The organism is Streptosporangium heterodermiicola (assembly GCF_051390675.1).
GTDB lineage: Bacteria > Actinomycetota > Actinomycetes > Streptosporangiales > Streptosporangiaceae > Streptosporangium.
In genome coordinates, this window is sequence record NZ_JBPJSR010000020.1 from 97,486 (window position 1) to 123,740 (window position 26,255).

At 71.4% G+C, this 26,255-nt stretch carries 24 protein-coding genes; 11 read left to right on the plus strand and 13 right to left on the minus strand.

From position 1 onward, the window contains the following. Positions 1 to 204 precede the first annotated feature (204 nt). Genes ACSC1Q_RS33560 through ACSC1Q_RS33570 form a run of 3 tightly spaced genes read left to right on the plus strand, consistent with a single transcriptional unit; the run spans position 205 to position 1,628 of the window. Positions 205 to 423, plus strand: a complete 219-nt coding sequence (locus ACSC1Q_RS33560; protein WP_436762720.1) for a hypothetical protein — start codon at positions 205 to 207, stop codon at positions 421 to 423. Positions 424 to 471: 48 nt separating this feature from the next. Continuing rightward, entirely contained in the window at positions 472 to 828 is a 357-nt protein-coding gene (locus tag ACSC1Q_RS33565) for a helix-turn-helix transcriptional regulator (RefSeq protein ID WP_436762721.1), read from the plus strand. 5 nt (positions 829 to 833) lie between these two features. Beyond that, positions 834 to 1,628 carry a hypothetical protein gene (locus ACSC1Q_RS33570; protein WP_436762722.1) on the plus strand — a complete coding sequence of 265 codons (795 nt, stop codon included), beginning with the start codon at positions 834 to 836 and terminating at the stop codon, positions 1,626 to 1,628. Positions 1,629 to 2,000: 372 nt separating this feature from the next. On the opposite strand, the gene ACSC1Q_RS33575 is transcribed toward ACSC1Q_RS33570, so the two are convergent. Beyond that, complete coding sequence (locus ACSC1Q_RS33575; RefSeq protein ID WP_436762723.1) at positions 2,001 to 2,582, minus strand: LysE family translocator; 582 nt, start codon at positions 2,580 to 2,582, stop codon at positions 2,001 to 2,003. A 141-nt stretch (positions 2,583 to 2,723) separates the two neighbouring features. Here ACSC1Q_RS33575 and ACSC1Q_RS33580 point away from each other — a divergent pair, with 141 nt between their 5' ends. From ACSC1Q_RS33580 to ACSC1Q_RS33595, 4 genes are all read left to right on the plus strand, one after another. Continuing rightward, the gene (locus ACSC1Q_RS33580; RefSeq protein ID WP_436762724.1) at positions 2,724 to 3,467 is read left to right on the plus strand and encodes a sulfite exporter TauE/SafE family protein; all 744 of its coding nucleotides are present in this window, start codon (positions 2,724 to 2,726) and stop codon (positions 3,465 to 3,467) included. A 244-nt stretch (positions 3,468 to 3,711) separates the two neighbouring features. Further along, positions 3,712 to 4,059 carry a bifunctional 3-phenylpropionate/cinnamic acid dioxygenase ferredoxin subunit gene (locus ACSC1Q_RS33585; RefSeq protein WP_436762725.1) on the plus strand — a complete coding sequence of 116 codons (348 nt, stop codon included), beginning with the start codon at positions 3,712 to 3,714 and terminating at the stop codon, positions 4,057 to 4,059. Positions 4,060 to 4,198: 139 nt separating this feature from the next. Beyond that, complete coding sequence (locus tag ACSC1Q_RS33590) at positions 4,199 to 5,341, plus strand: aromatic ring-hydroxylating oxygenase subunit alpha (protein WP_436762726.1); 1,143 nt, start codon at positions 4,199 to 4,201, stop codon at positions 5,339 to 5,341. A gap of 51 nt (positions 5,342 to 5,392) precedes the next feature. Beyond that, positions 5,393 to 7,705, plus strand: a complete 2,313-nt coding sequence (locus ACSC1Q_RS33595; RefSeq protein WP_436762727.1) for an FdhF/YdeP family oxidoreductase — start codon at positions 5,393 to 5,395, stop codon at positions 7,703 to 7,705. 6 nt (positions 7,706 to 7,711) lie between these two features. On the opposite strand, the gene ACSC1Q_RS33600 is transcribed toward ACSC1Q_RS33595, so the two are convergent. The 4 genes from ACSC1Q_RS33600 to ACSC1Q_RS33615 form a co-directional block, all read right to left on the minus strand. Then, positions 7,712 to 9,166, minus strand: a complete 1,455-nt coding sequence (locus ACSC1Q_RS33600; RefSeq protein WP_436762728.1) for a wax ester/triacylglycerol synthase family O-acyltransferase — start codon at positions 9,164 to 9,166, stop codon at positions 7,712 to 7,714. Between the two features lie 130 nt (positions 9,167 to 9,296). After that, positions 9,297 to 9,485, minus strand: coding sequence for a DUF397 domain-containing protein (locus ACSC1Q_RS33605; protein WP_436762729.1), 189 nt, complete (start codon positions 9,483 to 9,485; stop codon positions 9,297 to 9,299). Beyond that, positions 9,476 to 9,922 carry a Scr1 family TA system antitoxin-like transcriptional regulator gene (locus ACSC1Q_RS33610; RefSeq protein WP_436762730.1) on the minus strand — a complete coding sequence of 149 codons (447 nt, stop codon included), beginning with the start codon at positions 9,920 to 9,922 and terminating at the stop codon, positions 9,476 to 9,478. The genes ACSC1Q_RS33605 and ACSC1Q_RS33610 overlap by 10 nt, the downstream gene beginning before the upstream one ends. 24 nt (positions 9,923 to 9,946) lie before the next feature. Then, the gene (locus ACSC1Q_RS33615) at positions 9,947 to 10,558 is read right to left on the minus strand and encodes an alpha/beta fold hydrolase (RefSeq protein WP_436762775.1); all 612 of its coding nucleotides are present in this window, start codon (positions 10,556 to 10,558) and stop codon (positions 9,947 to 9,949) included. On the opposite strand from ACSC1Q_RS33615, the gene ACSC1Q_RS33620 reads away from it, so the two are divergent. Both ACSC1Q_RS33620 and ACSC1Q_RS33625 read left to right on the plus strand, forming a co-directional pair. Next, positions 10,493 to 11,026, plus strand: a complete 534-nt coding sequence (locus ACSC1Q_RS33620; protein WP_436762776.1) for a hypothetical protein — start codon at positions 10,493 to 10,495, stop codon at positions 11,024 to 11,026. The two genes, ACSC1Q_RS33615 and ACSC1Q_RS33620, sit on opposite strands and share 66 nt — an antisense overlap. A gap of 327 nt (positions 11,027 to 11,353) precedes the next feature. Then, positions 11,354 to 12,904, plus strand: a complete 1,551-nt coding sequence (locus ACSC1Q_RS33625; protein WP_436762731.1) for a pectate lyase family protein — start codon at positions 11,354 to 11,356, stop codon at positions 12,902 to 12,904. 208 nt (positions 12,905 to 13,112) lie between these two features. Here ACSC1Q_RS33625 and ACSC1Q_RS33630 read toward each other — a convergent pair whose 3' ends face one another. Both ACSC1Q_RS33630 and ACSC1Q_RS33635 read right to left on the minus strand, forming a co-directional pair. Beyond that, entirely contained in the window at positions 13,113 to 14,312 is a 1,200-nt protein-coding gene (locus tag ACSC1Q_RS33630; protein ID WP_436762732.1) for a cytochrome P450, read from the minus strand. A gap of 509 nt (positions 14,313 to 14,821) precedes the next feature. Further along, positions 14,822 to 15,544 (minus strand): VOC family protein, encoded by a 723-nt coding sequence (locus ACSC1Q_RS33635; protein WP_436762733.1) that lies wholly within the window; start codon positions 15,542 to 15,544, stop codon positions 14,822 to 14,824. A 491-nt stretch (positions 15,545 to 16,035) separates the two neighbouring features. On the opposite strand from ACSC1Q_RS33635, the gene ACSC1Q_RS33640 reads away from it, so the two are divergent. Next, the gene (locus ACSC1Q_RS33640) at positions 16,036 to 16,473 is read left to right on the plus strand and encodes a hypothetical protein (protein ID WP_436762734.1); all 438 of its coding nucleotides are present in this window, start codon (positions 16,036 to 16,038) and stop codon (positions 16,471 to 16,473) included. Between the two features lie 86 nt (positions 16,474 to 16,559). Here ACSC1Q_RS33640 and ACSC1Q_RS33645 read toward each other — a convergent pair whose 3' ends face one another. The 5 genes from ACSC1Q_RS33645 to ACSC1Q_RS33665 form a co-directional block, all read right to left on the minus strand. Continuing rightward, entirely contained in the window at positions 16,560 to 18,149 is a 1,590-nt protein-coding gene (locus ACSC1Q_RS33645; protein ID WP_436762735.1) for a carboxylesterase/lipase family protein, read from the minus strand. A gap of 111 nt (positions 18,150 to 18,260) precedes the next feature. Then, positions 18,261 to 19,259 (minus strand): MerR family transcriptional regulator, encoded by a 999-nt coding sequence (locus ACSC1Q_RS33650; protein WP_436762736.1) that lies wholly within the window; start codon positions 19,257 to 19,259, stop codon positions 18,261 to 18,263. A 6-nt stretch (positions 19,260 to 19,265) separates the two neighbouring features. Continuing rightward, complete coding sequence (locus tag ACSC1Q_RS33655) at positions 19,266 to 19,934, minus strand: HEAT repeat domain-containing protein (RefSeq protein ID WP_436762737.1); 669 nt, start codon at positions 19,932 to 19,934, stop codon at positions 19,266 to 19,268. Positions 19,935 to 20,430: 496 nt separating this feature from the next. Continuing rightward, positions 20,431 to 21,891: a sensor histidine kinase gene (locus ACSC1Q_RS33660; protein ID WP_436762738.1), complete on the minus strand. Its 1,461-nt coding sequence runs from the start codon at positions 21,889 to 21,891 to the stop codon at positions 20,431 to 20,433. 299 nt (positions 21,892 to 22,190) lie between these two features. Then, entirely contained in the window at positions 22,191 to 22,991 is an 801-nt protein-coding gene (locus tag ACSC1Q_RS33665; protein ID WP_436762739.1) for an IclR family transcriptional regulator, read from the minus strand. A gap of 129 nt (positions 22,992 to 23,120) precedes the next feature. On the opposite strand from ACSC1Q_RS33665, the gene betA reads away from it, so the two are divergent. Beyond that, positions 23,121 to 24,761, plus strand: coding sequence for a choline dehydrogenase (gene betA / locus ACSC1Q_RS33670; protein ID WP_436762740.1), 1,641 nt, complete (start codon positions 23,121 to 23,123; stop codon positions 24,759 to 24,761). On the opposite strand, the gene ACSC1Q_RS33675 is transcribed toward betA, so the two are convergent. Continuing rightward, a complete protein-coding gene (locus tag ACSC1Q_RS33675) occupies positions 24,755 to 26,116 on the minus strand; it encodes a hypothetical protein (RefSeq protein WP_436762741.1) in 1,362 nt (453 codons plus the stop codon). The genes betA and ACSC1Q_RS33675 overlap by 7 nt on opposite strands. Between the last annotated feature and the right edge of the window lie 139 nt (positions 26,117 to 26,255).

A 26,255-nucleotide genomic window follows, 5' to 3' on the forward strand; every position in this document is an offset into this window, starting at 1 on the left:
GGACGACTGACGGTTTTCCACGCTCAACGGCCACGACAACGAAACGAGCGGCTCGGGAGCGCAGGACGACTACTACGGCGAGCGCTCCCGCCCGCTCAATGCGATCGGCAACCAGTGACTGACATCAGGTCCGCGACCCACTGCGACAATCCCGCGCGTCCACCGACATCATCTTCGCGCGCAACAGATGGATCGGCGCTTCCGGTGACAGAAATCCGGCGCTCAACAGAACTCACCGCGATACTCGGCGCGGCCGACGCCGACCTGATCGCCGGCGGAGTCCTGGTCGAGTTCAAGAGCGCCCGCAACATCCACGCCTTCGACCTGGTCACCGTCCGGCAGTTGCTCGGCTGCACCCTGATGGACTGCAGCGACGTGCACCGCATCGACCCTGCGCCGTCGCGGCTGGCTCACTTCGCCTGACTGACCCCGAGGCAGGGGGTGGATCACTACGGAGGGGCGGGCGAACGCGTGGCGGAGTGGGAGGCCCGCCACGACGGGCTGGGGATGCTCCGGAGCCCGCCGCCTCGACAACGCCAGGTTCTGGCCTGGACGATGAGCGACTTCACACCCTCCGAGATCGCCGAACAGCTCGGCATGACCCCCAACGCGGTCAGCGCCAACCTCAAGAAGGCCCGCCGCGCCGCCGCCGCGTACCGTGAGGCGGGGGAGGGGGAACAGGGAACACTCATCGACCGTCCGAACACCATGACGAGGCCGCCGGCCACTGGCTCGACGAGCACCGGCGCGCGCTCGTGGACGACCTCGGCACCGTTCTCGACGTCGAAGCCGGCCTGCGCGAGGTTCTGCTCCACTCCCGTCACGTAGCCCTCATGGACGACCTGGACACCGTCCTCGACGTCGAAGCCGGTCTGGCCGCGATCCTGCCGGCCGCCGTACCCCCACCCGCGCCGGTCGTCCAACCGCAGCCGCACGCGACGGAGCAGGATCGCCCGGCCTCCGGACAGCTCACCTGGCCGATCGGTCCCGAAGACCGCCTGATGCTGCGCCTCCACCCTCAGGTCATGACGACATCCCGCAACCTTGTCCTCATCGGCATCCTCGCCCACCGGCTCGACCTCGCCTTCGGCCGCATCCGCGCCCTCTGCCCTGAACTCGTCCGCGACCTCGACCTCGACCTCGACCGCGGCAGTGTCCTCGACCTCGTCAGCGTCCTCAGTCGCGTCCTCGACTGTGTCCGCGACCTCGCCCGCGACCTCGACCTTGACCTCGACAGCGTCCGTGATCGCGTCCGTGCCCTCGCACGCTCTCTCGCCCGCGACCTCGATCTCGTTCTCCGCCTCGACCTCGCCGGCGGCATCGTCGACTTCCATGTGGCCGAGGTGCGGGAAGCCATCGCCCTGGCGCTGGGCCAAGATCTACCCGGCCTCGACGAAGCCTCACTGAAGGCGTTCCTGGACGACTTCACGACCGCTGATCTACGCGCCGCGAACGTGACCGGGGTGAACCTCGATGGCGTGCGCTGGTCCGAGAGCGGAACGAAGTGGCCGCGAGGCATGGACACCGAAGCCCTCAAGGTCCGCTCGGAAGAGATCGGCACTGGAAGCGGGATCCATGTTGTCCGGTCAGGATCGGCGACCGTACACGACTTCGCCGATTTGGCATAGCCACAGGACGACCGGGAGAGCCTTCGGGGAACACGCTCCTCGGGCCTGCCGAACCGGTTGCCGTGACGCGGCGAACGTCGGCCAGGAATCAGCCGGAGCCGGACGAGCTGCCCCCGGGAGAAAATAATCTACATTGTAAAGCGCGGCGGGCCGCACAGCTCACACCACCCCGAGGCGACGTCGTGGTGCCCTCTTCCTCCGCCCCCGTCGACGCCTTGGCACCGAAAGCGAAGCACCCGCACACGCACGACGCGGCCCTGAGTTCCGCGGCATCCGCGACACCCTTCCGCGCGCACACGTGAACCGGGACGGTCTGACACCGCCGTGACCAGGAGATCGGCCCTTTTCGGCGTTACTTGGTCCGCGTCCCTTCTACGAGCGGCCGGCGACGGCCAGGTTGACGCCGAGGGCGACCAGCGCGGTTCCGGTGAGCCCGTCCACGGTCCTGCGTACGGCTGGCCTGGCGAACAGTCGGCGCAGTGCCCCCACGATGTTGGCCACCAGGAGGAACCACAGTACGGTCCCCGCCACCGCGATCAGCGACAGCACCAGCGCGTCTCCCAGCCCGGCGTCGCCGGAGACGAACTGGGGCACCAGCGCGATGAGGAACAGCGCCGCCTTGGGGTTGAGCATGTTCGTCAGCAGCCCCTCGGTGAACGCCGCCAGCGGGCCGCGCCTTCCTGGGTCGGGCGGATCCAGCCGCAGGTCGCCGCCCTTGCGCAGAGCCGCACGCCAGGCCCTGACCCCGAGATACAGCAGGTAGCCGGCCCCGACGACCTTGACCACGGTGAACGCCATGGCCGAAGTCGCCAGCAGAGCCGCGATGCCGCTCGCCGCGGCCAGCACCCAGACGAACACCCCGACCGAGACCCCGGCCGCGGCGGCCATGCCGTACGCGCGGCCGGACACGGCGGAACGCCGGACGACCACGGCGAAGTCGGGCCCGGGAGACATCGCCCCGAGTGTCATCACGCCGGCGAAAGCCACCATCTGCGCCATATTCGTCACGGCGGCCACTGTACGATCTCGCAGGCCCCGCCCCATAGCCGGGGGCCATGGCATGCCGTGCGGGGGCGTGTGATTGGCTGTGCCCCCGTGGACGTCGCTGAGATGCTGGGGCTGCTCGGAGCCGGGACACTGGCCGGGGTGGTCGGTACGGTGGTGAGCCTGGCGTCGATGGTCTCCTACCCGGCACTGCTCGCGTTCGGCCTGCCGCCGCTGACCGCGAACGTCACGAACACGGTGGCGCTGACCTTCCACGGGGTGGGGGCGGCGCTCGGGTCGCGGCCCGAGCTCGCCGGGCAGGGCGGCAGGGTCCTGCGGCTCGGCGTGATGACCCTGATCGGCGGGGCGGTGGGGTCGGTGCTGCTGCTGTTGACCCCTTCCGACACGTTCGAGGCGATAGCGCCGTGGCTGATCGCGGTCGCCTCGCTGCTGCTGATCCGCCCGCCCAGGGCCGAGGGAGGCTTCGGCGGCGAGGACGGATGGGCGGCGCGCGCCGCGCTCTTCGGCGTCGCCGTCTACATCGGCTACTTCGGGGCCGCGGGCGGGATCCTCATGTTCGCGGTGCTCTCGGCCGTGCTCGACCAGACGCCGGCCAGGGTCAACGCGATCAAGTCCGTCGTGTCCTCGATGGCGAACGGTGTGGCGACGATCGGCTTCGCCCTCTTCGGCCCGGTGCAGTGGTCGGCGGTGGTGCCGCTCTCGCTGGGATTCTTCCTGGGCGGCCTGCTCGGGCCGCCGATCGCCCGCCGCCTGCCCGGCCGCGCCCTCCGGCTCGGCGCCGCCACCTGCGGCCTGCTCGTCGCGGTCAAACTCGGCGCCGACGCCTACGCGTGATCCCGCGAAGGCGCGGGACCGCTTTCCCGGACGGTGCGTCCGGCGGCGGCGCGATCATCGCGTGTACGTACCCTCGTCGGAACGTCGGAACGTCGGAACCGTGGGACCTCCCGGACTTGTCCGGGAAACCCTGCGTGACCATGGGGGAGACCCAGGTGGCGACTCTTGACATCGGGATTTCCTGAGGTCACGCTGTTGCGTATAGCGCTGCCTGTTCCGCCTTACGAAACTGGGGTTTGTTGCGATGATCCCTGCCTGTCCCCTCGCGGCCCTGCCACCAGGTGAGGCCCACCGGCTCGACGTCGACCCGCCCATCGCCGTCTTCCACACCGAGGACGGCGAGATCTACGCCGTGGACGACACCTGCACCCACCAGGACGCCTCCCTATCCGACGGGTGGCTGGAGGGCTGCGAGATCGAGTGCCCGCTGCACGCGTCGAGCTTCGACCTGCGGACGGGACGGCCGAGCTCTCCTCCCGCCAAGCTGCCGCTGCGCACCCACCGGGTGGTGGTCGAGGACGGCACCGTCTACGTCATCCCCTCCGAGGAGCCCCCGAACCTGCCGCCCGGCGTCCGCGCGAGCACCGCGTGAGGACGCGATCACCGCTCAACGACACGAGCCGCGCAAAGACGCGAGCACCGCGCAATGACACGAGCCGCGCAGAGCCGCGAGCGCCAGGTGAGGAGGCGAGTCGCGTGGAGACGCGAGCGCCGCGTGAGGAGGAGCGACCGTGACCGCGAGAAGCCTGCCCCCCAGCGTGATCGCCACCCTGCCCGGCAGCTACTACACCGACGAGAACGTCTTCGCCCTGGAGCAGGCACGCGTCTTCGAGACGATGTGGTTCTGCGTCGCCCGCGCGTCCGACCTCGGTAAGCCGGGAGCCTTCAAAACCGTCCAGGTGGGCCGCGAGAGCGTCCTCGTCACCCGGGCCAGGGACGGCTCGATCCGGGCCTTCCTCAACGTGTGCCGCCACCGGGGCGCCCGGATACGGACCGAGGAGTCCGGCGAGGTCAAGCGGTCCTTCCAGTGCCCGTACCACGCGTGGACCTACGACCTCGACGGCAAGCTGATCGCCGCGCCGAACCTCACCAGGATGCCCGACATCGACCGGGTGGAGTACGGGCTGATCAACGTCCACGTGCGCGAGTGGATCGGTTACGTGTGGGTGTGCCTCGCGGACGAGCCGCCGTCGTTCGAGGCGGACGTGATCGCCGAGGCGACGCACAGGCTGGGCGACGAGAGGTCCATCGAGAACTACGACATCGCCAACCTCCGGGTGGGCCGCAGGATCGTCTACGACGTGAAGGCGAACTGGAAGCTCATCGTCGAGAACTTCATGGAGTGCTACCACTGCGCCACCATCCATCCCGAGCTCACCGAGGTGCTGCCCGAGTTCGCCGACGGGTACGCGGCGCAGTCCTTCGTCGGGCACGGGGCGGAGTTCGGCGAGGAGATCCGGGGGTTCACCGTCGACGGCTCCGAGGGCGTCGACCGCATCCCCGGGGTCGGCGAGGACCAGGACCGCCGCTACTACGCGATCACCATCAAGCCGCAGGTCTTCGTCAACCTCGTGCCCGACCACGTGATCCTGCACCGGATGTTCCCGCTGGCGGCCGACCGGACGATCGTGGAGTGCGACTGGCTCTTCCTCGGTGACGTCGTGGACTCGGGCCGGGATCTCGGCCCGTCCGTCGAGCTCTTCCACCGCGTCAACGTCCAGGACTTCGAGGCCTGCGAGCGCTGCCAGCCCGCGATGAACTCCCGGGCGTACGCTGAGGGTGGGGTCCTGGTGCCCAGCGAGCACCACATCGGGGCCTTCCACGACTGGGTGCTCGACAGGCTGCGGACCGGGCCGCGAACCGGGCCCGGCTGAGCGCCTGTATTGTGCGTTCGCGAAGGTGACCGGCCGGAAGGAGGCGCGAGGATGGCCAGGAAGGCCCCGCGCGACGACGTCAACGAGGACGGCATCGAGGTCGGCCCGCCCAAGGAGTGGGCCGCCGGCATCCCCGGGGTGACCCGGTCGCTGAAGGCCGCGAACGCCCAGATGGGCGTCGGCCGCACCCTGCGCACCCTCGCCGTGGTCAACCAGAAGGAGGGCTTCGACTGCCCGGGTTGCGCCTGGCCAGAGGGCGGGCACCGCAGCCCGGCCGAGTTCTGCGAGAACGGCGCCAAGGCGGTGGCCGAGGAGGCCACCGTCCGCAGGGTCACCCGCGACTTCTTCGCCCGGCACACCGTGGGCGACCTGGCCCGGCACACCGACTACTGGCTCGGCCAGCAGGGACGGCTCACCGAGCCGATGCACCGGCCCGAGGGTTCCGACCACTACGTGCCGGTGAGCTGGGACGACGCGTTCGCCATCATCGCCCGCGAGCTGCGCGCCCTCGACAGCCCCGACGAGGCGCTGTTCTACACCTCCGGCCGCACCTCCAACGAGGCCGCGTTCGCGTACCAGCTCCTGGTGCGCAGGTTCGGCACCAACAACCTGCCCGACTGCTCCAACATGTGCCACGAGTCCAGCGGCTCGGCGCTCAACGAGACCCTCGGCATCGGCAAGGGCACGGTCTCGCTGGAGGACCTGTACCAGTCCGACCTCGTCTTCGTGGTCGGCCAGAACCCCGGCACCAACCACCCGCGCATGCTGTCGGCGCTGGAGCGGGCCAAGCGCGGCGGCGCCAGGATCATCGCGGTCAACCCGCTGCCCGAGGCCGGGCTGCTCCGCTTCAAGAACCCGCAGAAGGCCTCGGGGCTGGTGGGCAGGGGCACCACGCTGGCCGACCGGTTCCTGCAGATCCGCCTGAACGGCGACCTCGCGCTCTTCCAGGCCATGTCGCTGCTCCTGCTCGAAGCGGAGGACGCCGCCCCCGGCACCGTGGTCGACCGCGCCTTCGTCGAGACCCACACCCACGGCTTCGACAAGTGGGCCGAGGACCTGCGCTCCCTGGACTGGGCGGAGGTCGAGGAGGCTACCGGCCTGGACCGCCCGGCCGTCGAGGACGCCGTACGGGAGGTGCTCGGCGCGAAGTCGGTCATCGTCTGCTGGGCGATGGGCCTCACCCAGCACAAGAACTCCGTCGCCACCATCAGGGAGGTCGTCAACTTCCTGCTGCTGCGTGGCAACGTGGGCCGCCCGGGGGCCGGGGTGTGCCCGGTCCGCGGGCACTCCAACGTCCAGGGCGACCGCACCATGGGCATCTACGAGAGGCCGCCGGCCTGGTTCCTCGACGCGCTGCGCGCCGAGTTCGGCTTCGAGCCGCCTCGCCACCCCGGCTTCGACACCGTCGAGGCGATCCGCGCCCTGCGGTCGGAGCGGGCGAAGGTCTTCGTCGCGATGGGCGGCAACTTCGTGGCCGCGACCCCCGACACGGCGGTGACCGAGGAGGCGATGCGCCGGGCCAGGCTCACGGTGCAGGTGTCGACCAAGCTCAACCGCTCCCACGCCGTGTGCGGGCGCGAGGCGCTCATCCTGCCCACGCTGGGACGCACCGAACGCGACGTCGCACGCGGTGGCCGCGCGGGCCGCTTCGTCACGGTCGAGGACTCCATGGGCATGGTCCACGCCTCGCGGGGCAACCTGCCGCCCGCCTCCGACGACCTGCTCTCCGAGGTGGACATCGTCTGCCGCCTGGCGACGGAGCTGTTCGGCGCCGACCCGCACGTGCCCTGGGAGCTGTTCGCGGCCGACTACGACGTGATCCGCGACCGCGTCTCCCGGGTGGTGCCCGGGTTCGAGGACTTCAACCTGCGCGCCCGCCTCTCGGGCGGTTTCACGCTGCCCAACGGGCCCCGCGACGAGCGCCGCTTCCCGACCGCGACGGGCAAGGCCAACTTCACCGTCAACCACCTGGAGGTGCTGCGGGTCCCGCCGGGGCGGCTGCTGCTCCAGACGGTCCGCAGCCACGACCAGTACAACACCACGATCTACGGCATGGACGACCGCTACCGGGGCATCCGCAACGGCCGCAGGGTGGTCTTCGTGCACGCCGACGACCTGGCCGAACGGGGTCTGGCCGACGGCGACACGGTGGACCTGGTCAGCGAGTGGCCCGACGGGGAGCGCACGGCGGAGTCGTTCCGCGCGGTCGCCTACCCGACCGCCCGGGGCTGCTGCGCCGCGTACTTCCCGGAGACCAACGTGCTCGTGCCGCTCGACTCGGTCGCGGAGACCTCCAACACGCCCACGTCCAAGAGCGTCGTGGTCAGGCTGGTCCGCCGCTCCCCGGCCCCGGACGGTTCCTGACGCGGGTCAGTCCCGTGTCAGCCGCCGGGTCCCCGGCGTGGAGCTTTCCAAAGACGCCGTGGCCCCTGTCAGTTCCGTCAGCTCCATCCATGCCCGCCGCATCCCGTCGGTGAGGACGTCCACGTCGGCGCAGCCACCGCGGTCGGCGGTCACCGTGAGGGTGAGCCGCCCGCGATAGGAGAGCGCGGCCACCGTCAGGGTCAGGTTGCCGGCGAGTTCCGTGATCGGTATCACGTCCTCTATGGGGGCACCGAACAGATAGAGCGGGGCCTCCGGTCCCGGGACGTTCGCGACCTGGAAGTTGATCGACCGCTGGTGGTCCTCCAGGGACACCCCGAGCGCCGCGGCCCAGCCGAGCAGGCCGTACATGAGGGTCGAGCCCTCCTGGGACAGGTGCTGGGTGGCCTTGGCGTCGCGGGTCACGGCGGAGACCAGGTCCAGGCGCCGGGTGGCGTCCGGCTCCCCGGCCGGTATCCGGCAGTACAGCGCGCCCACCGCGTTGCCCAGCTCGCGGGCCTCGTCCGCGTGCCGTATCGACGCCGGGATCGCGACCACCAGGTCGAGGCCCGCGACGGACTCGCCGCGCCCGAGCAGGAGCTCGCGGACGCCTCCCATGACGACGGCCAGGAGCAGGTCGTTGACCTTGGCCCCGTGGGCGCGCGCCACCTTCGCGGCGGTCTCCAGGTCCAGCCGTACGACGCGCAGCCGGCGACCGGACCCGATCGGCGCGTTGAGCGAGGTCCGCGGGGCGGCGTCGACGCCGGGAAGCAGGCGCGCCGCGAAGCCCGCCACGGAGGCGAGCGCCCGCGCGGTCCGTACCGGGTGCGCGAGAGCCGAGCCGAGCGCCGACAGCCGCCCGTGCGCGTTGTCGAGGAGGAGCGCCGGGTTCGAGGGCGCAGGTACGGGCCGCCACGCGGTCGCGGGCGGGTCGGCGGCCCCGGCCTCGACGTCCAGGAAGGCGGTGATCAGCGCGATCGCCGCCAGGCCGTCGACGAGCGCGTGGTGGACCCTGGCGAGCAGGCCGACACGGCCGTTCTCCAGGCCGGTCAGCAACCGCAGGTCCCACAGCGGCCGCGAGCGGTCGAGCGGGTCGCGCAGCAGCCGCTCGGCGGTCTCCAGGACGGCCGCCTCGTCACCCGGCGCGGGTACGCGCACGGTGTGCACGTGGTGCTCGATCGAGAAGCCGGGGTCGTCCACCCAGAGCGGGGGCCCGCACAGCGGGGGTGTCGGGCGCAGCATCCGCCGCAGCTCGGGAACCCGGGCCAGGCGCCGCTCAAGGCGGTCCCTGATCGCGTCCAGGTCCAGCTCGCCGGCCGCGTCGAGCAGCGGCGCCGCCTCCACCACGCAGAGCCCGGCGACATGCTGGGGCGCCGACGGCCGTTCCACCCTCAGCATCATCCGGTCGGTGACCGACAGGCGGGCGTACCGGTCGCCCGCGACGGACGAGGTCGTGCTTCTCACGTCGGATCCCCTCCACGGCCATGGTGAGCGCTCCGGCGCCGATGCGGCGGAGCGGGACGTTCCGTGCCATTGAACTCGATGACCGCTCGCGATCCGGCCGCCGGGCGTACCCCGGCCGGGAGCGGCCCTCTCAACCGAGGCCGAACCGGCCGGCCCGCACGCCGCCAAGGAGTTTGGGGCCTTCGGGGTCCTTGGAGTCGCGTACGGCGACCAGGGCGGGGTGGCCCGTGGTGTCTCCGAGCTTCGCGACCTCGACACAGTCGCCGCCGTTGTCGCCGGAGAAACTGGACGTGACCCATGTGGCGTTACTCAGGTCCACTTTTCCTCTACCGCCCTTTGGATGAGCTCGATGGACATGTTCAGCGGCAGCGCCTCGGTCCGGATCGCCGCGAAACGCTCCACGGCCGCCGTGACGCCTTCCCGATCGCTCGTGATGAGACCTCGTACGGCCGTCTCCGCACACAGTACGTCTCCTCCTCCGTCCGGCGTCGCGATTACGAACCCGCCCATCAAGCCCGAACGCATCCCGTGAGGTGTCACCTGAACACTCAGCCGTGGATCGACCACCGAAATCAGGTGCTCTAACCGCTCTTTCATTGTCCTGTGGCCGCCGATCGGACGATGGAGGACCCCTTCGTCGACCACACAACGGCAGATCGGGGGTCGCGGGGCCGCCCTTTTCCCGGCGCGGCCACTTCGCGGCCCGGGGTGAGGGTGAGGGGCGAGCCGGAGCAGCCTCCGGCCGGGAGCGGCCATTTCACGGCCCGGGGCGAGGGGCCCTCAGCCGAGGAACGCCGCGACGGTCGCCACGAACCGGTCGGCGTCGTCGAGCCAGGGGTGGTGGCCCGCCCCCGGCTGCACCACGAGCGTGGCGTCGGGGAACAGCCCGGCGAACTCGGCCGCCGACCGGGGAGGGCTGTTCACGTCGAACTCCCCGGTGAGCAGCAGGACGGGGGCCTCGAAGGTGGCGAGCGCCGCGCGGGTGGTCTCCGGGTGGAAGGCGCCCTCGGCCGCGAAGAGGGCGACGGCCTCCTCGTTGTCCGGCTGACCGGCCGCGTGGATCCTCCGTGCCTCGGCGTCCCACCGGCCGTGGAAGAAGGGGGCGACGGCCTCCCAGTCGTCGCCGGTGCCCTCGGTGATCGCCTCCAGCGCGGCGAACGCCGCCGGGAACCACGGCTCGTTCTCGCGGAGCCGTACGACCTCACGTCGCGTCTCCCCGGTGATCTCTATACCGACGGCCCGGGTGCTGGGGCCGATCAGGGCGAGTCTGCCGACGCGGTGCGGGTGGCGGGCCGCGTACCGCGTCGCGATGTTCGTGCCGGCGGAGTGGCCGAGCAGGTCCATCCGGGAAAGCCCGAGGTGCTCGCGGAGCGCCTCGACGTCGTCGGCCAGGCGGTCGCAGCGGTAGGAGGCGGTGTCCTCGGGGGTCGCGGACCGGCCGGTGCCGCGCGGCCCGCCGTCTCCAAGCAGGTGACGAAGTACGGGGTGGGCGACCCGCCTCCCTCGGTGGAGCTCTCCCTCGACCAGCGCGACGCCCCCTGGCTCGAAGGGCGCCTGTGGGGCCTCGCCGAGGAGATCTCCGAGACCCTCCAGGGCGCCGCCCGCTGTACGCGCCACGTCAACGCCATCGCCCGGGGAAGGAAGCGCTTCGACCCCCAGCATGTCGACGAGCTGCGACGTCTCGTCGAGGAGGACCTGAGACTGCACCGGGCGGAGCTGCCCGGCGGCTACCGGGACGCCTACGACGAGATCAGCCGTGGTCTCGACGTCCCCTCGAAGGCCGTCGCCGCCGCCCCGGCCTCCGTGCGCCGCGCCCTCGCCTGCCGGATCCAGCGCGACCGGCTCGCGAACGACGCCTGAGCCTCCGCGTCCCGGTGGGCGGGCGGGGGAGATGTCGCGCTGATCTCACATGTGCGTTTGCAGCTTTGTTGCAGCTTCCGTTCTCGCCATTGACGCCTTTTGGCGGCCGACGTTATGGTCCAAATGGCAGGAAAGCGCTTTCCGTGCCGCCTTGTATGGATTCGTGCGCCTTCACTCGGCCCAAAAGCGGGCCGACAGGAACAACCCCGAACCTTCGCGTGCCGCCACTCCCGCGTCCGGTTCAGGTACGCGCACGTCTACGCCGGCCACGTGGCGGCCGGCGACCACCCCCCGGACCAGGCGTTCGAGCACGAAGGTGAGACGAGGATGAGACGAGCAGTCGCGTTGCGACTCCAGGCGGCGCTGGCCGCGGCGGCCACCGTGGCCGCGGTCGGTGTGGCCGTACCGGCCATGCGGGCGTCGGCGGCGGTCGGCAGCGCCACCGGCTACGCGACCGGCAACGGCGGGACCACCGGCGGCGCGGGCGGGCAGACGGTACGGGCCACCACGGGGACCGCGATCCACGCGGCCCTGTGCGGCCGGGCGAGCGGCAGCACCCCGATCACCATCGAGGTCGAGGGAACGATCAACCACGGCAACACCACCAAGGTGTCGGGCTCAAGCTGCAACACCGCCGCCGGCGTGATCGAACTCAAGCAGATCAGCAACGTCACGATCATCGGGGTCGGCAACGGGGCCGTCTTCGACCAGCTGGGCATCCACATCCGCGACTCCAGCAACATCATCATCCAGAACGTCACCGTACGGAACGTCAAGAAGTCGGGCTCGCCCACCTCCAACGGCGGCGACGCCATCGGCATGGAGAGCACCGTCCGCAACGTCTGGGTCGACCACGTCACCCTGGAGGCCTCGGGCGGGGAGGACGCGGGCTTCGACGGCCTCTTCGACATGAAGGACAACGTCCAGTACGTGACCCTGTCCTACAGCACCCTGCGCAACTCCGGCCGCGGCGGGCTCATCGGGTCGAGCGAGAGCGACCGCTCGAACGGCTTCATCACCTTCCACCACAACCTGTACGAGAACATCGACTCCCGCACCCCGCTGCTGCGCGGCGGCATAGCCCACATCTACAACAACTCCTACGTGAGCCTCCACGAGTCCGGCATCAACTCCCGGGCCGGGGCTCGCGCGAAGGTGGAGAACAACTACTTCAAGGATTCCAAGGACGTCCTGGGCACCTTCTACACCAGCGAGGCCGGTTACTGGCAGGTCGCAGGCAACATCTTCGACAACGTGACCTGGTCCGCCCCCGGCGGCGACAACGCCCCCGCCGGGCCCAACCCGCAGTCCAACACCACCGTCAGCGTCCCGTACTCCTACGGCCTCGACGGGGCGAGCTGCGTGCCGGACATCGTCCGCCAGACGGCGGGCGCCAACAAGGGGCTGCGGGTGTCGAACGGCAGCTGCTCGCCGCAGACGCCGACCCCGACCCCGACGCCGACGGTGACGCCGACCCCGACTCCCACGCCCACCCCCACGATCACCCCTCCGCCCGGCGGGACCAACCTCAGCATCGGGGCGGGCTCCGACGGCTCCAGCAAGGCCGACGGGACGAGCTACGGCAACGTGCGGGACGGCAACCTGAGCACCTACTGGTCACCGGCCGGCTCGACCGGTGACATCTCGATCAAGTGGAGTTCCGCCAGGACGGTGTCCAGGGTCGTCATCCGTGAGGCGTCGGGCTCCACGGGCGGCATCGGGTCCTGGCAGCTCCTCAACGGCGGCACCGTCCTGAGGTCCGGCACCGGGGCGGGCACCATCACCTTCGCCCCGACCTCGCTGAGCAAGATCACCTTCAGGATCACCGGCTCGACCGGCACGCCGAGGGTCGCCGAGTTCGAGACCTACGCCGGATAGCGGGCCGGTCCCACCGCTCGCCACCGATCACCCCGGACAGGGGCGGGGCCCGTCAGCCCGACGGGCCCCGCCGCTATGGCTTTCGGAGAGGGGTCACGCCCAGCGGCCCCCCGCCAACGGTGATCACGAGGATGTGCGTGGTCTCCGACGCGAACCCGGCCGGCTGGACGACGAGGTCGAGCCCGGCGTCCCCGGTGATCCTCGTCCGTCACGCGTCCCAGGTGACCGGGAGGCTCTTCACCCCGTAGACGTCCGCGGTCTCCGGGCGCAGGACGACCTCCTCGGCCGGTACGGCCAGGCGCAGGGTGGGGAAGCGGGTGACCAGGGCGGGGAAGGCGGCCCGCATCTCGACGCGGGCCAGTTGCTGGCCCAGGCACTGGTGGATGCCGTGGCCGAAGGCCAGGTGCCCGCCGTCCTGCCTGCCGAGGTCGAGCGTGTGGGGATCGGCGAAGCGCCCGGGGTCACGGTTGGCGGTGTTGTACGACAGGACGACCGTCGTCCCGGCCTCGACGGTCCGGCCGCCCAGCTCGACGTCCTCCAGGGCCGTCCTCATGAAGGTCTTGGCGACGCTCAGATACCGCAGCAGCTCCTCCACGGCCTTGTCGGCGAGCGCGGGATCGGCGCGCAGCGCGGCCAGTTGCGCCGGGTTGCTCAGCAGGGCGAAGGTGCCCAGCGCCAGCATGTTCGCGGTGGTGTCGAGCCCGGCCGCCAGCAGAAGAAGGCCGACCCCGGTCAGTTCCTCGTCGGTGAGGTCGCTGTCGAGCAGGTCGCCGAGCACGTCGTCGGTGGGATCGGCGCGCTTGGCGGCCACCAGCCGTGCGATGTACTCCCGGATCGCGAGGTAGGCGGCCAGCTGGTCCTCCGCGTCCCCACCGAAGATCGTCGCGGCCTGCTCCTGGAAGGAGCCCCGGTCCCGGTACGGCACCCCCAGCAGCTCACAGATCACCATGGTGGGGATGGGCTCGGCGAACGCGGTCACCAGGTCCGCCGGCGGCCCGGCCTTCTCCATCGCGTCCAGGTGCTCGGCGGTGATCTGCTCGACGCGCTCGGTGAGCAGCCGCATCCGCCGTACGGTGAACTTTCCCACAAGCGGTCTCCGGTAGCGGCCGTGGCGCGGCTCGTCCATGAGGAGGAACTCGCCGGGCGCCGCCGGAGGAATCTCGATGTCGCCTATGTCCACGTACGGAGTGCGCATGAGCTCCTTGCGGGAGCTGAACCGCGAGTCGGCCAGGACCGACCGGACCAGGTCGTAGCCGGTGACCAGCCAGCCGGGTTTCCCGCCGGGGAAGGTGTAGCGGCTGATCGGGCCGTGCTCGCGAGCCTGGATCAGCGCCTCGGGCGGGTCGAAGGGGCAGCCGGGCCGCCGTGCAGTCGGCAGCGCGTTGACGGTGTGTACGGGTTCTGCCACGTTCATTCCTCTCGTCCGGACCGCCCCTCGAAGACCGCGATCGGGTCTTCCGCACCCTCATAATTGGGTACGTCGTACGCGGTTAAGCGGCCAGACTAAGTCACTGGGTACGAGGTACGCAACTAAGGGGCGGTGCCCGGCGCCGAGTGAGCCGGCATCTGGTCGCGGCCCGTGGACCGAGGCCGGCCCGCGGCCGCGTACGGGTAAGGATCACGGGGTGCCGGCGGGGCTCGCGCCACCGGGCGCACGTGATCGCGTCGAGCCCGTCCTTCGGTTCCCACCGCTGACCGGAACGCCCGCACCGCCGAGGACGGTTAAGCACGTCGCCTCTGTCGGCCGCCCGGGTTCACCCCCGGAAGCCGATGGGTCCTGTCTCCGTACCGACCAATGATCATGACGTCACGAACGGAAAGGGGCGGCGATCACGTCACCGCGAGCTGCGGCGTCGCCGGCGTCACACCGTGCCACAGGGGGAGCCGGGGACGCGCCGCCCCCGGGCCGGGGTCACGCTATCGAGAGCTCCGCACACAGAACTCGTTGCCATCGGGATCGGCCATCATCACCTGACCGGCCTCGTGCGGGCCGACGTCGATCCGTGTCGCTCCGAGGGAGACGAGACGGGCGACCTCCGCCTCCTGATCGCCGTTCGGGGATGGGGCGAGGTCGAAGCGCAGCCTGTTCTTCCCGGTCTTCGGCGCCACCGGCGGACCGCCCCACGTGATCTTCGGGCCGCCGTGCGGCGAGCGGATCGCGGTCTCCTGGTCCTGGTCCCAGACCAGCGGCCAGCCCAGCGCCTCGCTCCAGAAGTATCCGACCTCCTGCGAACCGTCGCACGCGAGCGCTCCGACGAATCCGCAGTCGGCGAGGAACTTGTTGTCCGGCCCGATGACGCAGAACTCGTTGCCTTCGGGGTCGGCGAGCACCACGTGATCCTCTTCGGGGAGTTGCCCGATGTCGATGTGCCGCGCACCGAGTTCGAGGGCCTTCGCCACCGTCCGCCGCTGGTCCTCCAGGGACGTGCTCGTCAGATCGAAGTGCATCTGGTTCTGGCGGGTCTTCTTCTCCTGGGACGGAAGACACCGGATCCGGAACCCGGTGTCGTCGCCCGGCAGGAGCGTGATGCCGTCACGGGGGTCGTCGACCGTCTCCCAGCTCAGAACCCCGGCCCAGAAACGCGCGAGACGGAGCGGGTCGTTCGCGTCGAAGCAGAGCGCGACGAGCTGGGCAGTCATCCCGCGTCTCCCATCTGTTGGCTCGCGGGCGCGGACAGGGCACATCCGCCCGGCGCATGACGGAAGCCAAGCTAGCCCGATCAAGGACCGCGACGCCAACGTATTTAGGCCGGAGGACGACGCCTCCGAAGCTTCGCGCGCCGTGCGGTTCGTCACAGCCGCCGTACGTGTAGTCGGGCCGCACGGTCGTCCCCTCACCCGGCTGATAGCCGTTGACCTCCCGGTTCACGGTCGCCGACACGCTACGCCCGGTCAGGTGCGCACACCCTGTCGAAAACGGACACGAACTCCAGGTTTACCGACAGGACCGTGCCCAATCCTGGTCCGTGCGAGTGGCTCTGCCGTAGATCTGACGGAGACAAGGAGAGCCACGCGCCCGCCGGGGGCGGGGTGCACGCGTGGCGCGAACGCACATCACCAGCAGTCGAAACGGAGAGTGCACACGAATGCGAGTCGAAGAGAACTCCCACGGGGGACAGAGGGGAACCGGGATGCGCGCCCGGCGGAAGCTGCCGAAGCTCGCGGTCGCGGCCACGGTGGCCGGATGCCTCGCGCTGGCCGGAACCCCGGCGGCGGTCGCCGACGCGAACCTGGCCCAGGAGAAGGCCGCGCTCACCTGTGGCGCCGGCGTGTTCCTCGACGGCCTCCGGGCTCTCACGGTCAGCGAGGTCGGCCGTGACGAGGTGTACATCACGAGCAACGGCGCGAAGATCTGGCCGACGACCTCGACCTACGTGTCGATGTCCGCGGGTCAGCGGGTCGAGGTCGACAAGTGCGTCCCGGTCGGCGCCCAGCTCCGTCTCATGGAGTACGACGACCTCGACCCCCACGACACCATCGGAGGCCAGACCGTCACCGGGGACGTGACCCGGGACTACGAGTTCTGCTGTGGCGACGGCGGCCGGTACCGGATCGGGGCCGTCGCCTGATCCGCCGTTCCCGCACGGCACCGCCTCCGGCCGATCGCGGAGGGCCGGGGGCGGTGTCGTACTCGCCGGACCAGGGGACCCGGTCACTACCGGGATGCCCAGAAGGCGAGGTTGTGGTCGGCGGCGTAGTCGACCGGTCCGACCGCGTCAGGCTCCAGGGACTGGGTGTACGGGACGGGGGCGGCACGGTCGAAACGCTCCCAGCGGGGCAGCCCCGCTCCGTTGGGGTCGCCCGTCCGGGCGAAGTTGGTCCAGTAGGCGATCATCTGGTCCGACAGCCTCCGCTGGGCCGGGGTGAACGTGACCGCCTTCTCGGTGAACAGGTACGGCATGTCGCCCGCGTGGTAGGCCCCCCAGGGGAAGTCCGTCTTCAACGGCAGGAACATCGGGGCCCGGCGGTCGGCGAACCGATAGGCGTACGTCGGCGCCTTCCCGCTGAGCAGCCGGTTCTGCTCGAAGGTGGCCCTGGCCCACATGCGGTCGGTGATCGCGGCGGCCCACGCCAGCCCCGGCGAGCCGTACCGGGCGGGCGGGTACTCCGCGCGCACCCTCGCCGCGTCCTCGCCGAACGCGGTCCTCAGCAGCTCGCCGTACCGCTTGGCGGTGACCGGCTCGCCCGCCGCGTCGTGGAACAAGCCGACGAAGATCCGGTGCTCGTCGCGGGTCGCCCCGGAGATCACCGGGACCCGGTGGAAACGACCCGCCCGCATCTCCGCGGACGGCGATCCGGGCAGCGTCTCGCCTCCGTAGGCGTACGTCTGGAACATGTTCATGATCTGCGGCACCCCGAGGATCCTCTCCACCGGGAGGGCCCGCAGGCAGCGGAGATCCTCGCAGCCGAGCCTCGGGGACACGTACGTGCCCATCCTCTCGACCTCCGCCACGGTGCGCCAGGCGTAGGACGGGTAGGCGGGGACGCCCTCGCCCATGCTGCCGGCGAGCATGTCCATCATGCCCTCGCCGCTCTGCATGACGGCCCGGTCGAACAGGCCTCCGCCACCCGGCGAGGTCAGGTGCCCGCTGATGCTCAGCGCGCCCCACGAGACGCCGAACACCGTCACGTTCGCCGGGTCCCCGCCGAACGCGGCGGCGTTGCGGCGGACCCAGCGCAGCGCCGCCTGCTGGTCCCGCAGGCCGTACGTGCCCGACCCCTTGAGCCCCGGGTACCCGAAGCCCCCGAAGATCCCGAGCCGGTAGTTGATCGTGACGACCACCACGTCCCCGCGCGTGGCGATCCGGCGCACGTCGCTGAGGTCGCCGGAGCCCAGGGCGCCGTCGCCGTGGATCCACACCATCACCGGCCGGTTCCTCTTCGGCGCGCGCGGCGCCGTCACGTTGAGGAACAGGCAGTCCTCGTCGGAGCCGGTCACCTTCGCGTAGTCGCTTCCCACCTGCGGGCACACGCTGCCCGGCCTGGTGGCCTCCTTGACCCCGGTCCAGGCTCTCACCGGCGCCGGTGAGTTCCACCGCAGCTCACCCACCGGCGGAGCCGCGTAGGGAATCCCCTGGAAGATCCGGTGCTCGCCGGTCACCGTTCCCCGTACGGCTCCCGCGTCCGTCCGGACCACGTTCTCACCGGCCCGCTCCGGCGCCCGCTCCGGGGGCGCGCCCGCGCACGCCGACACCAGCGCCGCCGCCGCCATCGCGGCACCCGTCGATCTCGATCTCCGTCTCATGCCCTCCACGCTGTCAGCGGGCGGGCCGCTGCAGCAGATCCATCGATCCCGAACCCTCCGGGACAAATGTCCTTCCGGACCCATCCCCGTTCCGGTGGCGCGGGTGAGCCGTCATCGCTCGCCGCGCAGCCCGAGGATGTACGTCGCGGTGAGCGCGACGGCACGGTCCTCGTCGTGTGACAGCTCCGCGAGGGCACGGGACACCGTGTCGCCCGGGACGTCCGCGAGCGCCTGCGTCAGCCGCCGGCGTGCGGACGGTTCGGCGGTGTCGTGGCCGAGACGGTCGACGAGCCCGCCGGCGATCCGATCCACCAGGGCGGGACGGCTCGCCAGAGCGCCCAGCGCGTCGGCCGCGTCGACGTCGTTCGTCCCCTCGACGACCATGTCGATGAGCGTCGGGACCGCGTCGGCGACTCCACGTGCCCCGAGCGCCAGGGCGGCGTACCCGCGGACCACGATGTCGGGGTTCGCGAGGGCGTCCCGCAGCAGGGCGGTCGCCACACCGTCCGGGATCTCGGCGATGGACTGGACGGCGCGTTTGCGCACCTCGGCCACCGGCGAGCCGAGGCCCTCCGCCAGCAGCGCCAGCCCGTCGTCGCCCGATCGCGCCAGAGCCCATCGAAGGGCTCCGGCGACGTGCGGGTCCTGCTCGCTCAGCACCGCCTCGACCAGTGCCTCCACCGGCACCTCCTCGGCGGAGGCCAGGGCCGCGCGCTGGCGCTTGCCGGCGCTCTTCGACCCCAGCGCCTGGAGGAGCGCGACGATCCGCAGGACGTCCTCCCAGCCGCTGGGGTCCGCGGCACCGATCCGGCGGAGCCGCGTGAGCAGCTCCGTCTCGGCAGCGATGCGCTCTCGCGCCTGGCGGACGAGGTCGTCGACGAGCTCCGAGGGCACGAAGCCGGGGTCGTCGAGCGCGCGCTTGACGTCACGCAGCGACAGCCCCAGCGACCGCAGGCTCTCGATGTGGAAGATCCGCCGGATGTCCTCGCCGGAGTACTCCCGGTAGCCGGCGTCACTGCGGCCCGTCGGCCGCACCAGGCCGAGCGAGTCGTAGTGCCTGAGCATGCGGGCGCTGACCCCGGACCGTCGTGCCACCTCACCGATCAACACCCTCCATCATCCCTCCCCGCCGTTCTCGCCGAGGGCCACGACACGCTTCGCCTCCTCGATCGCGAACTCGAACCCGGTGTCCGGGTCGCGCAACAGCCGTTCCGTGGCGATCGCGTGCGCGCGTACGCGAGGGTCGAGGTGTGTCATCGCGGCGCGCAGGGCCGGCGCGATCACCTCACCGAGCGCGGTCAGCGCCCGGCTGAGGCTCAGCCGCGTCTCACGCCCGCCGCGCCCGAGCTGTGCCGACAGCACCGCGGCCAGCTCGGTCTCCTCGCCTTCGGGCACGAGCACGACCGCCGCCCGCCAGGCGCTCCGCGCCACCTCGTCGTCGGCGTCGGTCAGGAGCGCCCGGGTGATCGCCGGCCACGCCCGCCGATCCCCGATCTTGGACAGCGTGTGCAACGCCTGGCTTCGCGCCTGCGCGCGCTCCGAACGGACCTCGTCGACGAGCCTCGGGACCGTCGCCGCCGCCGGGTGGCGGGTGAGTGCCCATGTAAGCATGTCGCGTACGTAGAAGTCGGGCTCGATCGCGCATCGCTGGACGAGCTTGTCGACGAACCGCGGGTCAGGGGTCGTTCCGGCCGCCAGCGCCGCCCGTAGCCGCACCGACGAGCGGGCGTCCTCCAGCCCCTGGAAGGATCGGATCGCGTCCGTGTCCTGTTTCGGCATGGTCATCGGGACCACCTCCTCGGCCCCAGTGAAGACCTTGTCACCGTGTCAAGGTCAAGCCGGACGCCGCGAAGCGCGGGCCCCGGGCCGGGGTCGGGGCACGCCCCAAGGAGAGATCGGTTCTCGCGCGTCCAGGCGGGCGTGATCCGATGCTCGCGGAATCGCCAGCCCGCCGGTGTCCGTACCGCGGTGCCGGTCAGTCGCAGGCCGCTCGCCTGGTGGGGTGCCCGGCCGTCGCGGTAGCGGGCCGACGCCCGCCTCGACAAGGTCCTGGACGACCTCCACGAGGAGCTGCTCGCCCCGCTGGCCCCCGCCGAACGCGACCAGTTCACGCACCTGCTCATCCGCCTGCTGGACCACCACGCGCGGCAGGCGTCCCACCCCCGGCCCCCTGAGCCCGGCATCACGCGGGCGGCCGCGGGTCCGGCCTGCACGGTGAGGCGGGGCTCGGGGCCGCCGGGTGCCCGTGAACGCGTACGGCGACCGGGGAGGACCGTGGCGCTCAGTGCTGTTCGGCGTGGTCCGGGAGGCGGTCGAGGTCGCGGAGGTCCGGCGCCTGGTCGGCCAGGACGGGTGTCTCCCGCTGGACCGGCAGGCGGAGGGCGAACCGCGCGCCTCGCGGGGTGTCCTCGATGAGCAGGGTTCCGTGGTGGGCCTGGGCGATGTCACGGGAGATGGCCAGGCCGAGCCCGCTGCCGCCGGGTTCGCGGCGCCGCCCGTCGTCCAGGCGGACGAAGCGTTCGAAGACCCGTTCGCGGTCCTGGGGTGCGATGCCGTCCCCGTCGTCGGTCACCGTGACGACGACCTGGCCGTCCGCGCGCCCGGCGGTGACCTCGACCACGCTTCCGGCGTGCCGCCGGGCGTTGGCCAGGAGGTTGTTCAGGACCCGGACCAGCTGGATCCGGTTGCCCCGGACGTACACGTCGCGATCGACGTGGACGTGCACCGGCACGCCCCCCGCCTGGGCGGCGGCCTCCTGGGCGACCAGCGCGCCGAGGTCGATCGGCTCGTGCGCCACCGGGATGCCGGCGCGGAGGCGGGCCAGCACCAGCAGGTCGTCGACGATCGTCTCCAGCCGCCCGGTGATCGACAACGCCTCCCGGACGGTCTCGCGGGGGTCGACGTCGCCGGGATAGAGCACCGCCTCCTCCAGCCGGGTACGCAGGCCGGTGAGCGGGGTCCTGAGCTCGTGGGAGGTGGTGGAGGCGAACCGGCGTTGCAGCTTCACCGCCTCGTCCAGCCTGGCCAGGGTCTGGTTGACGGTGCAGACGAGCAGCGCGTACTCGTTGCAGCCGGGAGGCTGGGGCACGCGCAGGCTCAGGTCGCTCACCGTGATGTGGGACAGGTGCTCGCGGATCGCCTCCACCGGGCGCAGGTTCCGGCCCGCCGCCCACCAGTTCACCCACGCCGCGAGGGCCACGCCCAGCAGGACTCCGGCGGCGGTGAGGAGCTGCATGCGGTTGTCGGCCAGGATGGGCGGCCGCGTCATCCCGGCGTAGACGAAGAGGGGCTCGTCCGGCCGGAGCGCGGAGGTCTCCGGCCGGGGGACCCTGAAGGCGGCCAGCATGACGCACTCGCCCTGGCCGGAGCACTCCGTGCGAGTCTGGATCCGGTCGTCGGCCGGGGGCCTCAGCGTGCTCAGGGGTGGCCTGCCCGCCGCCGCGGCGCCGGCCGTCACCACCCGGCCTCGGGAGTCGACGAGCTGGAGGAGGTCGACGCGTGTCCTGGGAACCGGTGGTGGCGTGCCGTCCGGCCGGAGGGACGCGCCCCAGTTGACGGCGACCCGCTCCGCCTCGTCGAAGATCTGGGCCTGGACCCGGTTGAGGATCAGGAAGTTCAGGCCGGTACCGATCGCGGTGAGGAAGATCAGGGCCAGGCCGGTGACACCCAGCGTGGTGCGTGCGCGAAGCGAGTGCGGAAGGAACGATCTGCGGCACTTGCCTCTCGAGGATCCGCCTCCCAAAACCGCGCCCCCTTCCTTCTTCCCCGCGGCCCTCCTGTGCGCTTCCTTGTGAAAGCCCAGGTCAGGTCATTATCGAAGGTAACCGCCCAATGAGCAGTTATGGAACGAACCGCCCATAACCGGACCAAAGCCAGACCATCGCATTACCGTTTCCGCACGGCGTCGCTCGCCGGGCGGCGTGGTCCGGCGGGCCGCCGGTCAGGACCGGGGCTCCGGCCGGGCGCGTGGTCTTCCCGGGAGCGACTCCCGGGAACGGCTCCTGGAAACGACTCCCGGGAACGATTCCCGGGAGCGAGGGATCAGGCGCGTTCGGTGTGGCCCAGGCGGTGGCTGATGTCCAGGGCTCCGGCGATCATGACCGCCGCCAGCTCGTGCAGCCGCTCCTCGCCGAAGCGGTAGGCCGGGCCGGACGCGCTGACCGCGGCGACGATCTCGCCGTCGTGGGAGCGGATGGGGGCCGCGACGGCGTTCAGGCCGATCTCGTACTCCTCGACGGTGACGGCGTAGCCCCGCTCGCGGGCCTGGAGAAGCTGCTTCTCCAGCGCGTCGGCCGAGGTGATCGTGTTCGGGGTGTACGGCTCCAGGCCGCCCGCCGTGACCAGCCGGGTCCGGTGCAGGTCGTCGAGGTGGGCGAGCAGGACCTTGCCGCTGGAGGTGGCGTGCAGCGGGGTGAGCTCTCCGACCCAGTTGTGCGTGGTGACCGCCGCCGGGCCGCGTACCTGGTCCAGGTTGACCGCGTAGTGGGAGCGGAGCACGGCGATGTTGACCGTCTCGCCGATCTCCTCGGCGAGGCGGCGGCAGACGGGGCGGCTCTGCTGGGTGAGGTCGAGCCGGGAGGCCACTCCGCCCGCGAGGCGGATGATCCCGAAGCTGAGGCGGTACTTCCCCCGCTCCTCGGCCTGCTCGACCAGGCCGCGCGACTCCAGCGCGCCCAGCAGCCGGAACGCCGTCGACTTGTGCACCGATATCTCCTGGGCTATCTCGCTCACCCCGGCCTCGCGGCGCTCGGAGAGGATCTCCAGGATGGTGATGGCCCGGTCGACGGACTGGACTCCGCCACTGCTGTCGGCGGTACGGCCGCCGAGGGGATCGTTGCCCATAGCGGGACTGTAGGCGCTGGGGGCAACGAACGCCATCGAAGGAACAATCACCGTTGCGAATGGTGCAGCACATTGCGCTATTCGCTACAATTTTGGCCATTACCTCCTGCTGAACGAGGCGAGGCAGACATGTACGACTTCGTCATCGTCGGGGGCGGCTCGGCGGGAAGCGCCCTCGCGAACCGGTTGTCCGCCGACCCCGCCAACCGGGTGCTGGTGCTGGAGGCGGGCCGCCCGGACTACCCGTGGGACGTCTTCATCCACATGCCGGCCGCGCTGCCCTTCCCCATCGGGAGCCGCTTCTACGACTGGAGGTACGAGTCCGAGCCCGAGCCGCACATGAACGGCCGCCGGATCTACCACGCCAGGGGCAAGGTGCTGGGCGGCTCCAGCAGCATCAACGGGATGATCTTCCAGCGCGGCAACCCGATGGACTACGAGCGCTGGGGCGCAGACGAGGGCATGAGCACCTGGGACTTCGCCCACTGCCTGCCGTATTTCAAGCGCATGGAGAACTGCCTGGCCGCCGACCCCGCCGACTCCTGGCGCGGGCGGGGCGGTCCCCTGGTGCTGGAGCGCGGGCCGGTGCGCAACCCGCTGTTCGGCGCCTTCTTCGAGGCGGTGCAGCAGGCCGGGTACCCGCTGACCGACGACGTCAACGGCTACCGCCAGGAGGGCTTCGCCCGCTTCGACCGCAACATCAGCAGGGGCCGCCGCCTGTCGGCCGCCCGCGCCTACCTGCGTCCGGTCATGAACCGTCCCAACCTGGAGGTGAGGACGCGGGCGCACGTCACCGGCATCCTCTTCGAGGGGAACCGCGCGGTCGGCGTCGAGTACGACGGCCGGACGGTCCACGCGGGCGAGGTGATCCTGTGCGGCGGCGCGATCAACACCCCGCAGCTGCTCCAGCTCTCCGGGGTGGGCGACGCCGCCGAACTGGACGCCCTCGGCGTCGACGTCGTGCACGACCTGCCGGGCGTCGGCGAGAATCTCCAGGACCACCTTGAGGTCTACATCCAGTACGGCTGCAAGGAGCCGGTGTCGGTGCAGCCCGCGATGAGGTGGCGCAACCGGCCGCTGGTCGGCGCGCGCTGGCTGTTCCTGCGCAGCGGCCCCGGCGCGACCAACCACTTCGAGGCGGGCGGCTTCACCCGGAGCAACGACGACGTCGACTACCCCAACCTGATGTTCCACTTCCTGCCCATCGCGGTCCGCTACGACGGCTCCGCCCCGGCGGGCGGGCACGGCTACCAGGTGCACATCGGGCCGATGTACTCCGACTCGCGCGGCTCGGTGAAGATCACGAGCACCGACCCCCGGGTCCACCCGGCGCTGCGCTTCAACTACCTGTCCACCGCCCAGGACCGGCGCGAGTGGGTGGAGGCCGTCCGGGTCGCCCGCGACATCCTGAACCAGCCCGCGATGGACGCGTTCAACGCGGGGGAGCTGTCACCGGGCCCCGGGGTCGAGACCGACGAGGAGATCCTCGACTGGGTGGCCAGGGACGGCGAGACCGCGCTGCACCCGTCGTGCACCGCGCGGATGGGCGTCGACCCCATGTCCGTGGTCGACCCGCTGTCCATGCGGGTCCACGGCCTCGACGGGCTGCGCGTGGTGGACGCCTCGGTGATGCCGTACGTGACCAACGGCAACATCTACGCGCCGGTCATGATGGTCGCGGAGAAGGCGGCCGACCTCATCCTCGGCAACACCCCGCTCGCCGCCGAGCGCGCGGAGTTCTACCGGCACCGCGACGGCTCTCCTCACTGACCGCGCCGCACCTCCCCCGGGCGCGCCGCCGCGCGCAGCAGGGCCAGCAGGTGGCGTACGGGTTCCGTGGCGGGCCGTACGGAGTCGAGCGTGGGGAGGTCGGCCGGCCGGAGGGCGGACGGGGGGCGTCCGGCCAGGGTGGCGACGGCTCCGGCCGCCGGGTCGCGTACGACGTAGACCGCGCTTTCCACGGCCAGCGCGTGCCGGGAGCCGTCGGCGGCGCTCCACAGCCCGACGCCGATCGAGTCGGACAGCTCGCGCGGTCCCGTGACGCCGGCCAGGGTCTCGGCGTCGACGTAGCGGACCAGGCCGCCCGCACCGGAGCCGGGGATCCCGTCCAGGAACACGATCTCGTGGCGCTGCGGGACGAGGATCGGGTGGTGTCGCTTCCGCCGGGGGCGCAGGCCGATGCCTCGTACCCGTTCCAGGGTCGCGCCGGTCGCCCGCCAGATCTCCAGGCACTCGTCGCCCGCCGCGGCGAGGCGGTCCGGCGCCAGGAAGCACAGCTCGCGAAGGTTCTCCTGTTCCGGTGAGCGGGCCAGGACGTGGCGGGGCGGCCTGATGATACGCAGCGTACGACCGTCCACGGCGAGCAGGCCGGAGGACGGGTCGGCGGCCAGGTGCGACGGCAGGATGTCCACCCCCCGCTCGCCCCAGACCAGGTCCTCCTCCAGGACGACCCGTTCGGCGCGCTCGCCCTCGCCGGTGTAGTAGGTCAGGTGGCAGTCGGCGGGCTCCGGGTCGCGGCCGAGCCGGGGGTAGTGCCGGGCCAGCACCGCGAAGCGGTCGCGGTCCAGCCAGGCCAGCCCCGCGATCAGGGAGAACTCCTCCGGCTGCAGCATCGTCCCGCCCGCGGCGTCGTTGCGTACGAGACCGAGGAAGGGGTTCGGGGGGATCCAGTCCATGCTGAAGACGGACGCGCCCCTGTTCAGCATCACCCCGGAGTCGGCGCCTCCCGCCCGGCGGGCGACCTGGCGTCCGTCGTCGAGGTCGAACACCTGGAGTTCGTGGCCGTGCGCGGAGTTCCAGCTTCTCAGGTGGACCGCCAGCCACCGGCCGTCCGGGGACAGGGAGCCGGTGACGATCCAGCCGTCGACGGGGATCTCCAGCAGGGGGTCGGCGGTCAGGGTGGCGCGCGCCTCCTCCACGGTTCCGGGCGGGGTCGCGGCGAGCAGGTCGAACAGGGGGCGTTCCGGGCCGTCCGGCCGCCACCGCTCGTCGAACAGCGGCAGGACGCTGTCCGCCTCGACCAGGGGGAGCCGCCGCCGGACCAGGTCCCACAGGTCCGCCCAGCGCCGCTCCCGGGCCAGCCGCGCCGCCGCGTCCCGCCGGGCGCCCCGATCGGTTCCGGTCATGTGCCCCTCCCTGTTTCGCGATCAGGCTAGGGACGCGGGCGGGCGCGAGGCGTCCGCCGGGCGGGGGATTCCGGGAGCCGGTACGGGGTGCAGGATGGCGCGACGGTCCCGTGTCCGGCCGGGTTCGTGCGTAACCCGC

Bases quoted from the DNA above. Each gene is read 5' to 3' on its own strand.
- ACSC1Q_RS33570 (WP_436762722.1), top strand. From the start codon at position 834: ATGGACGACCTGGACACCGTCCTCGACGTCGAAGCCGGTCTGGCCGCG.
- ACSC1Q_RS33575 (WP_436762723.1), bottom strand. From the start codon at position 2,582: ATGTCTCCCGGGCCCGACTTCGCCGTGGTCGTCCGGCGTTCCGCCGTG.
- ACSC1Q_RS33585 (WP_436762725.1), top strand. From the start codon at position 3,712: ATGATCCCTGCCTGTCCCCTCGCGGCCCTGCCACCAGGTGAGGCCCAC.
- ACSC1Q_RS33595 (WP_436762727.1), top strand. From the start codon at position 5,393: ATGGCCAGGAAGGCCCCGCGCGACGACGTCAACGAGGACGGCATCGAG.
- ACSC1Q_RS33610 (WP_436762730.1), bottom strand. From the start codon at position 9,922: ATGGCCGCTCCCGGCCGGAGGCTGCTCCGGCTCGCCCCTCACCCTCAC.
- ACSC1Q_RS33625 (WP_436762731.1), top strand. From the start codon at position 11,354: ATGAGACGAGCAGTCGCGTTGCGACTCCAGGCGGCGCTGGCCGCGGCG.
- ACSC1Q_RS33635 (WP_436762733.1), bottom strand. From the start codon at position 15,544: ATGACTGCCCAGCTCGTCGCGCTCTGCTTCGACGCGAACGACCCGCTC.
- ACSC1Q_RS33640 (WP_436762734.1), top strand. From the start codon at position 16,036: ATGCGCGCCCGGCGGAAGCTGCCGAAGCTCGCGGTCGCGGCCACGGTG.
- ACSC1Q_RS33645 (WP_436762735.1), bottom strand. From the start codon at position 18,149: ATGAGACGGAGATCGAGATCGACGGGTGCCGCGATGGCGGCGGCGGCG.
- ACSC1Q_RS33655 (WP_436762737.1), bottom strand. From the start codon at position 19,934: ATGACCATGCCGAAACAGGACACGGACGCGATCCGATCCTTCCAGGGG.
- ACSC1Q_RS33665 (WP_436762739.1), bottom strand. From the start codon at position 22,991: ATGGGCAACGATCCCCTCGGCGGCCGTACCGCCGACAGCAGTGGCGGA.
- betA (WP_436762740.1), top strand. From the start codon at position 23,121: ATGTACGACTTCGTCATCGTCGGGGGCGGCTCGGCGGGAAGCGCCCTC.
- ACSC1Q_RS33675 (WP_436762741.1), bottom strand. From the start codon at position 26,116: ATGACCGGAACCGATCGGGGCGCCCGGCGGGACGCGGCGGCGCGGCTG.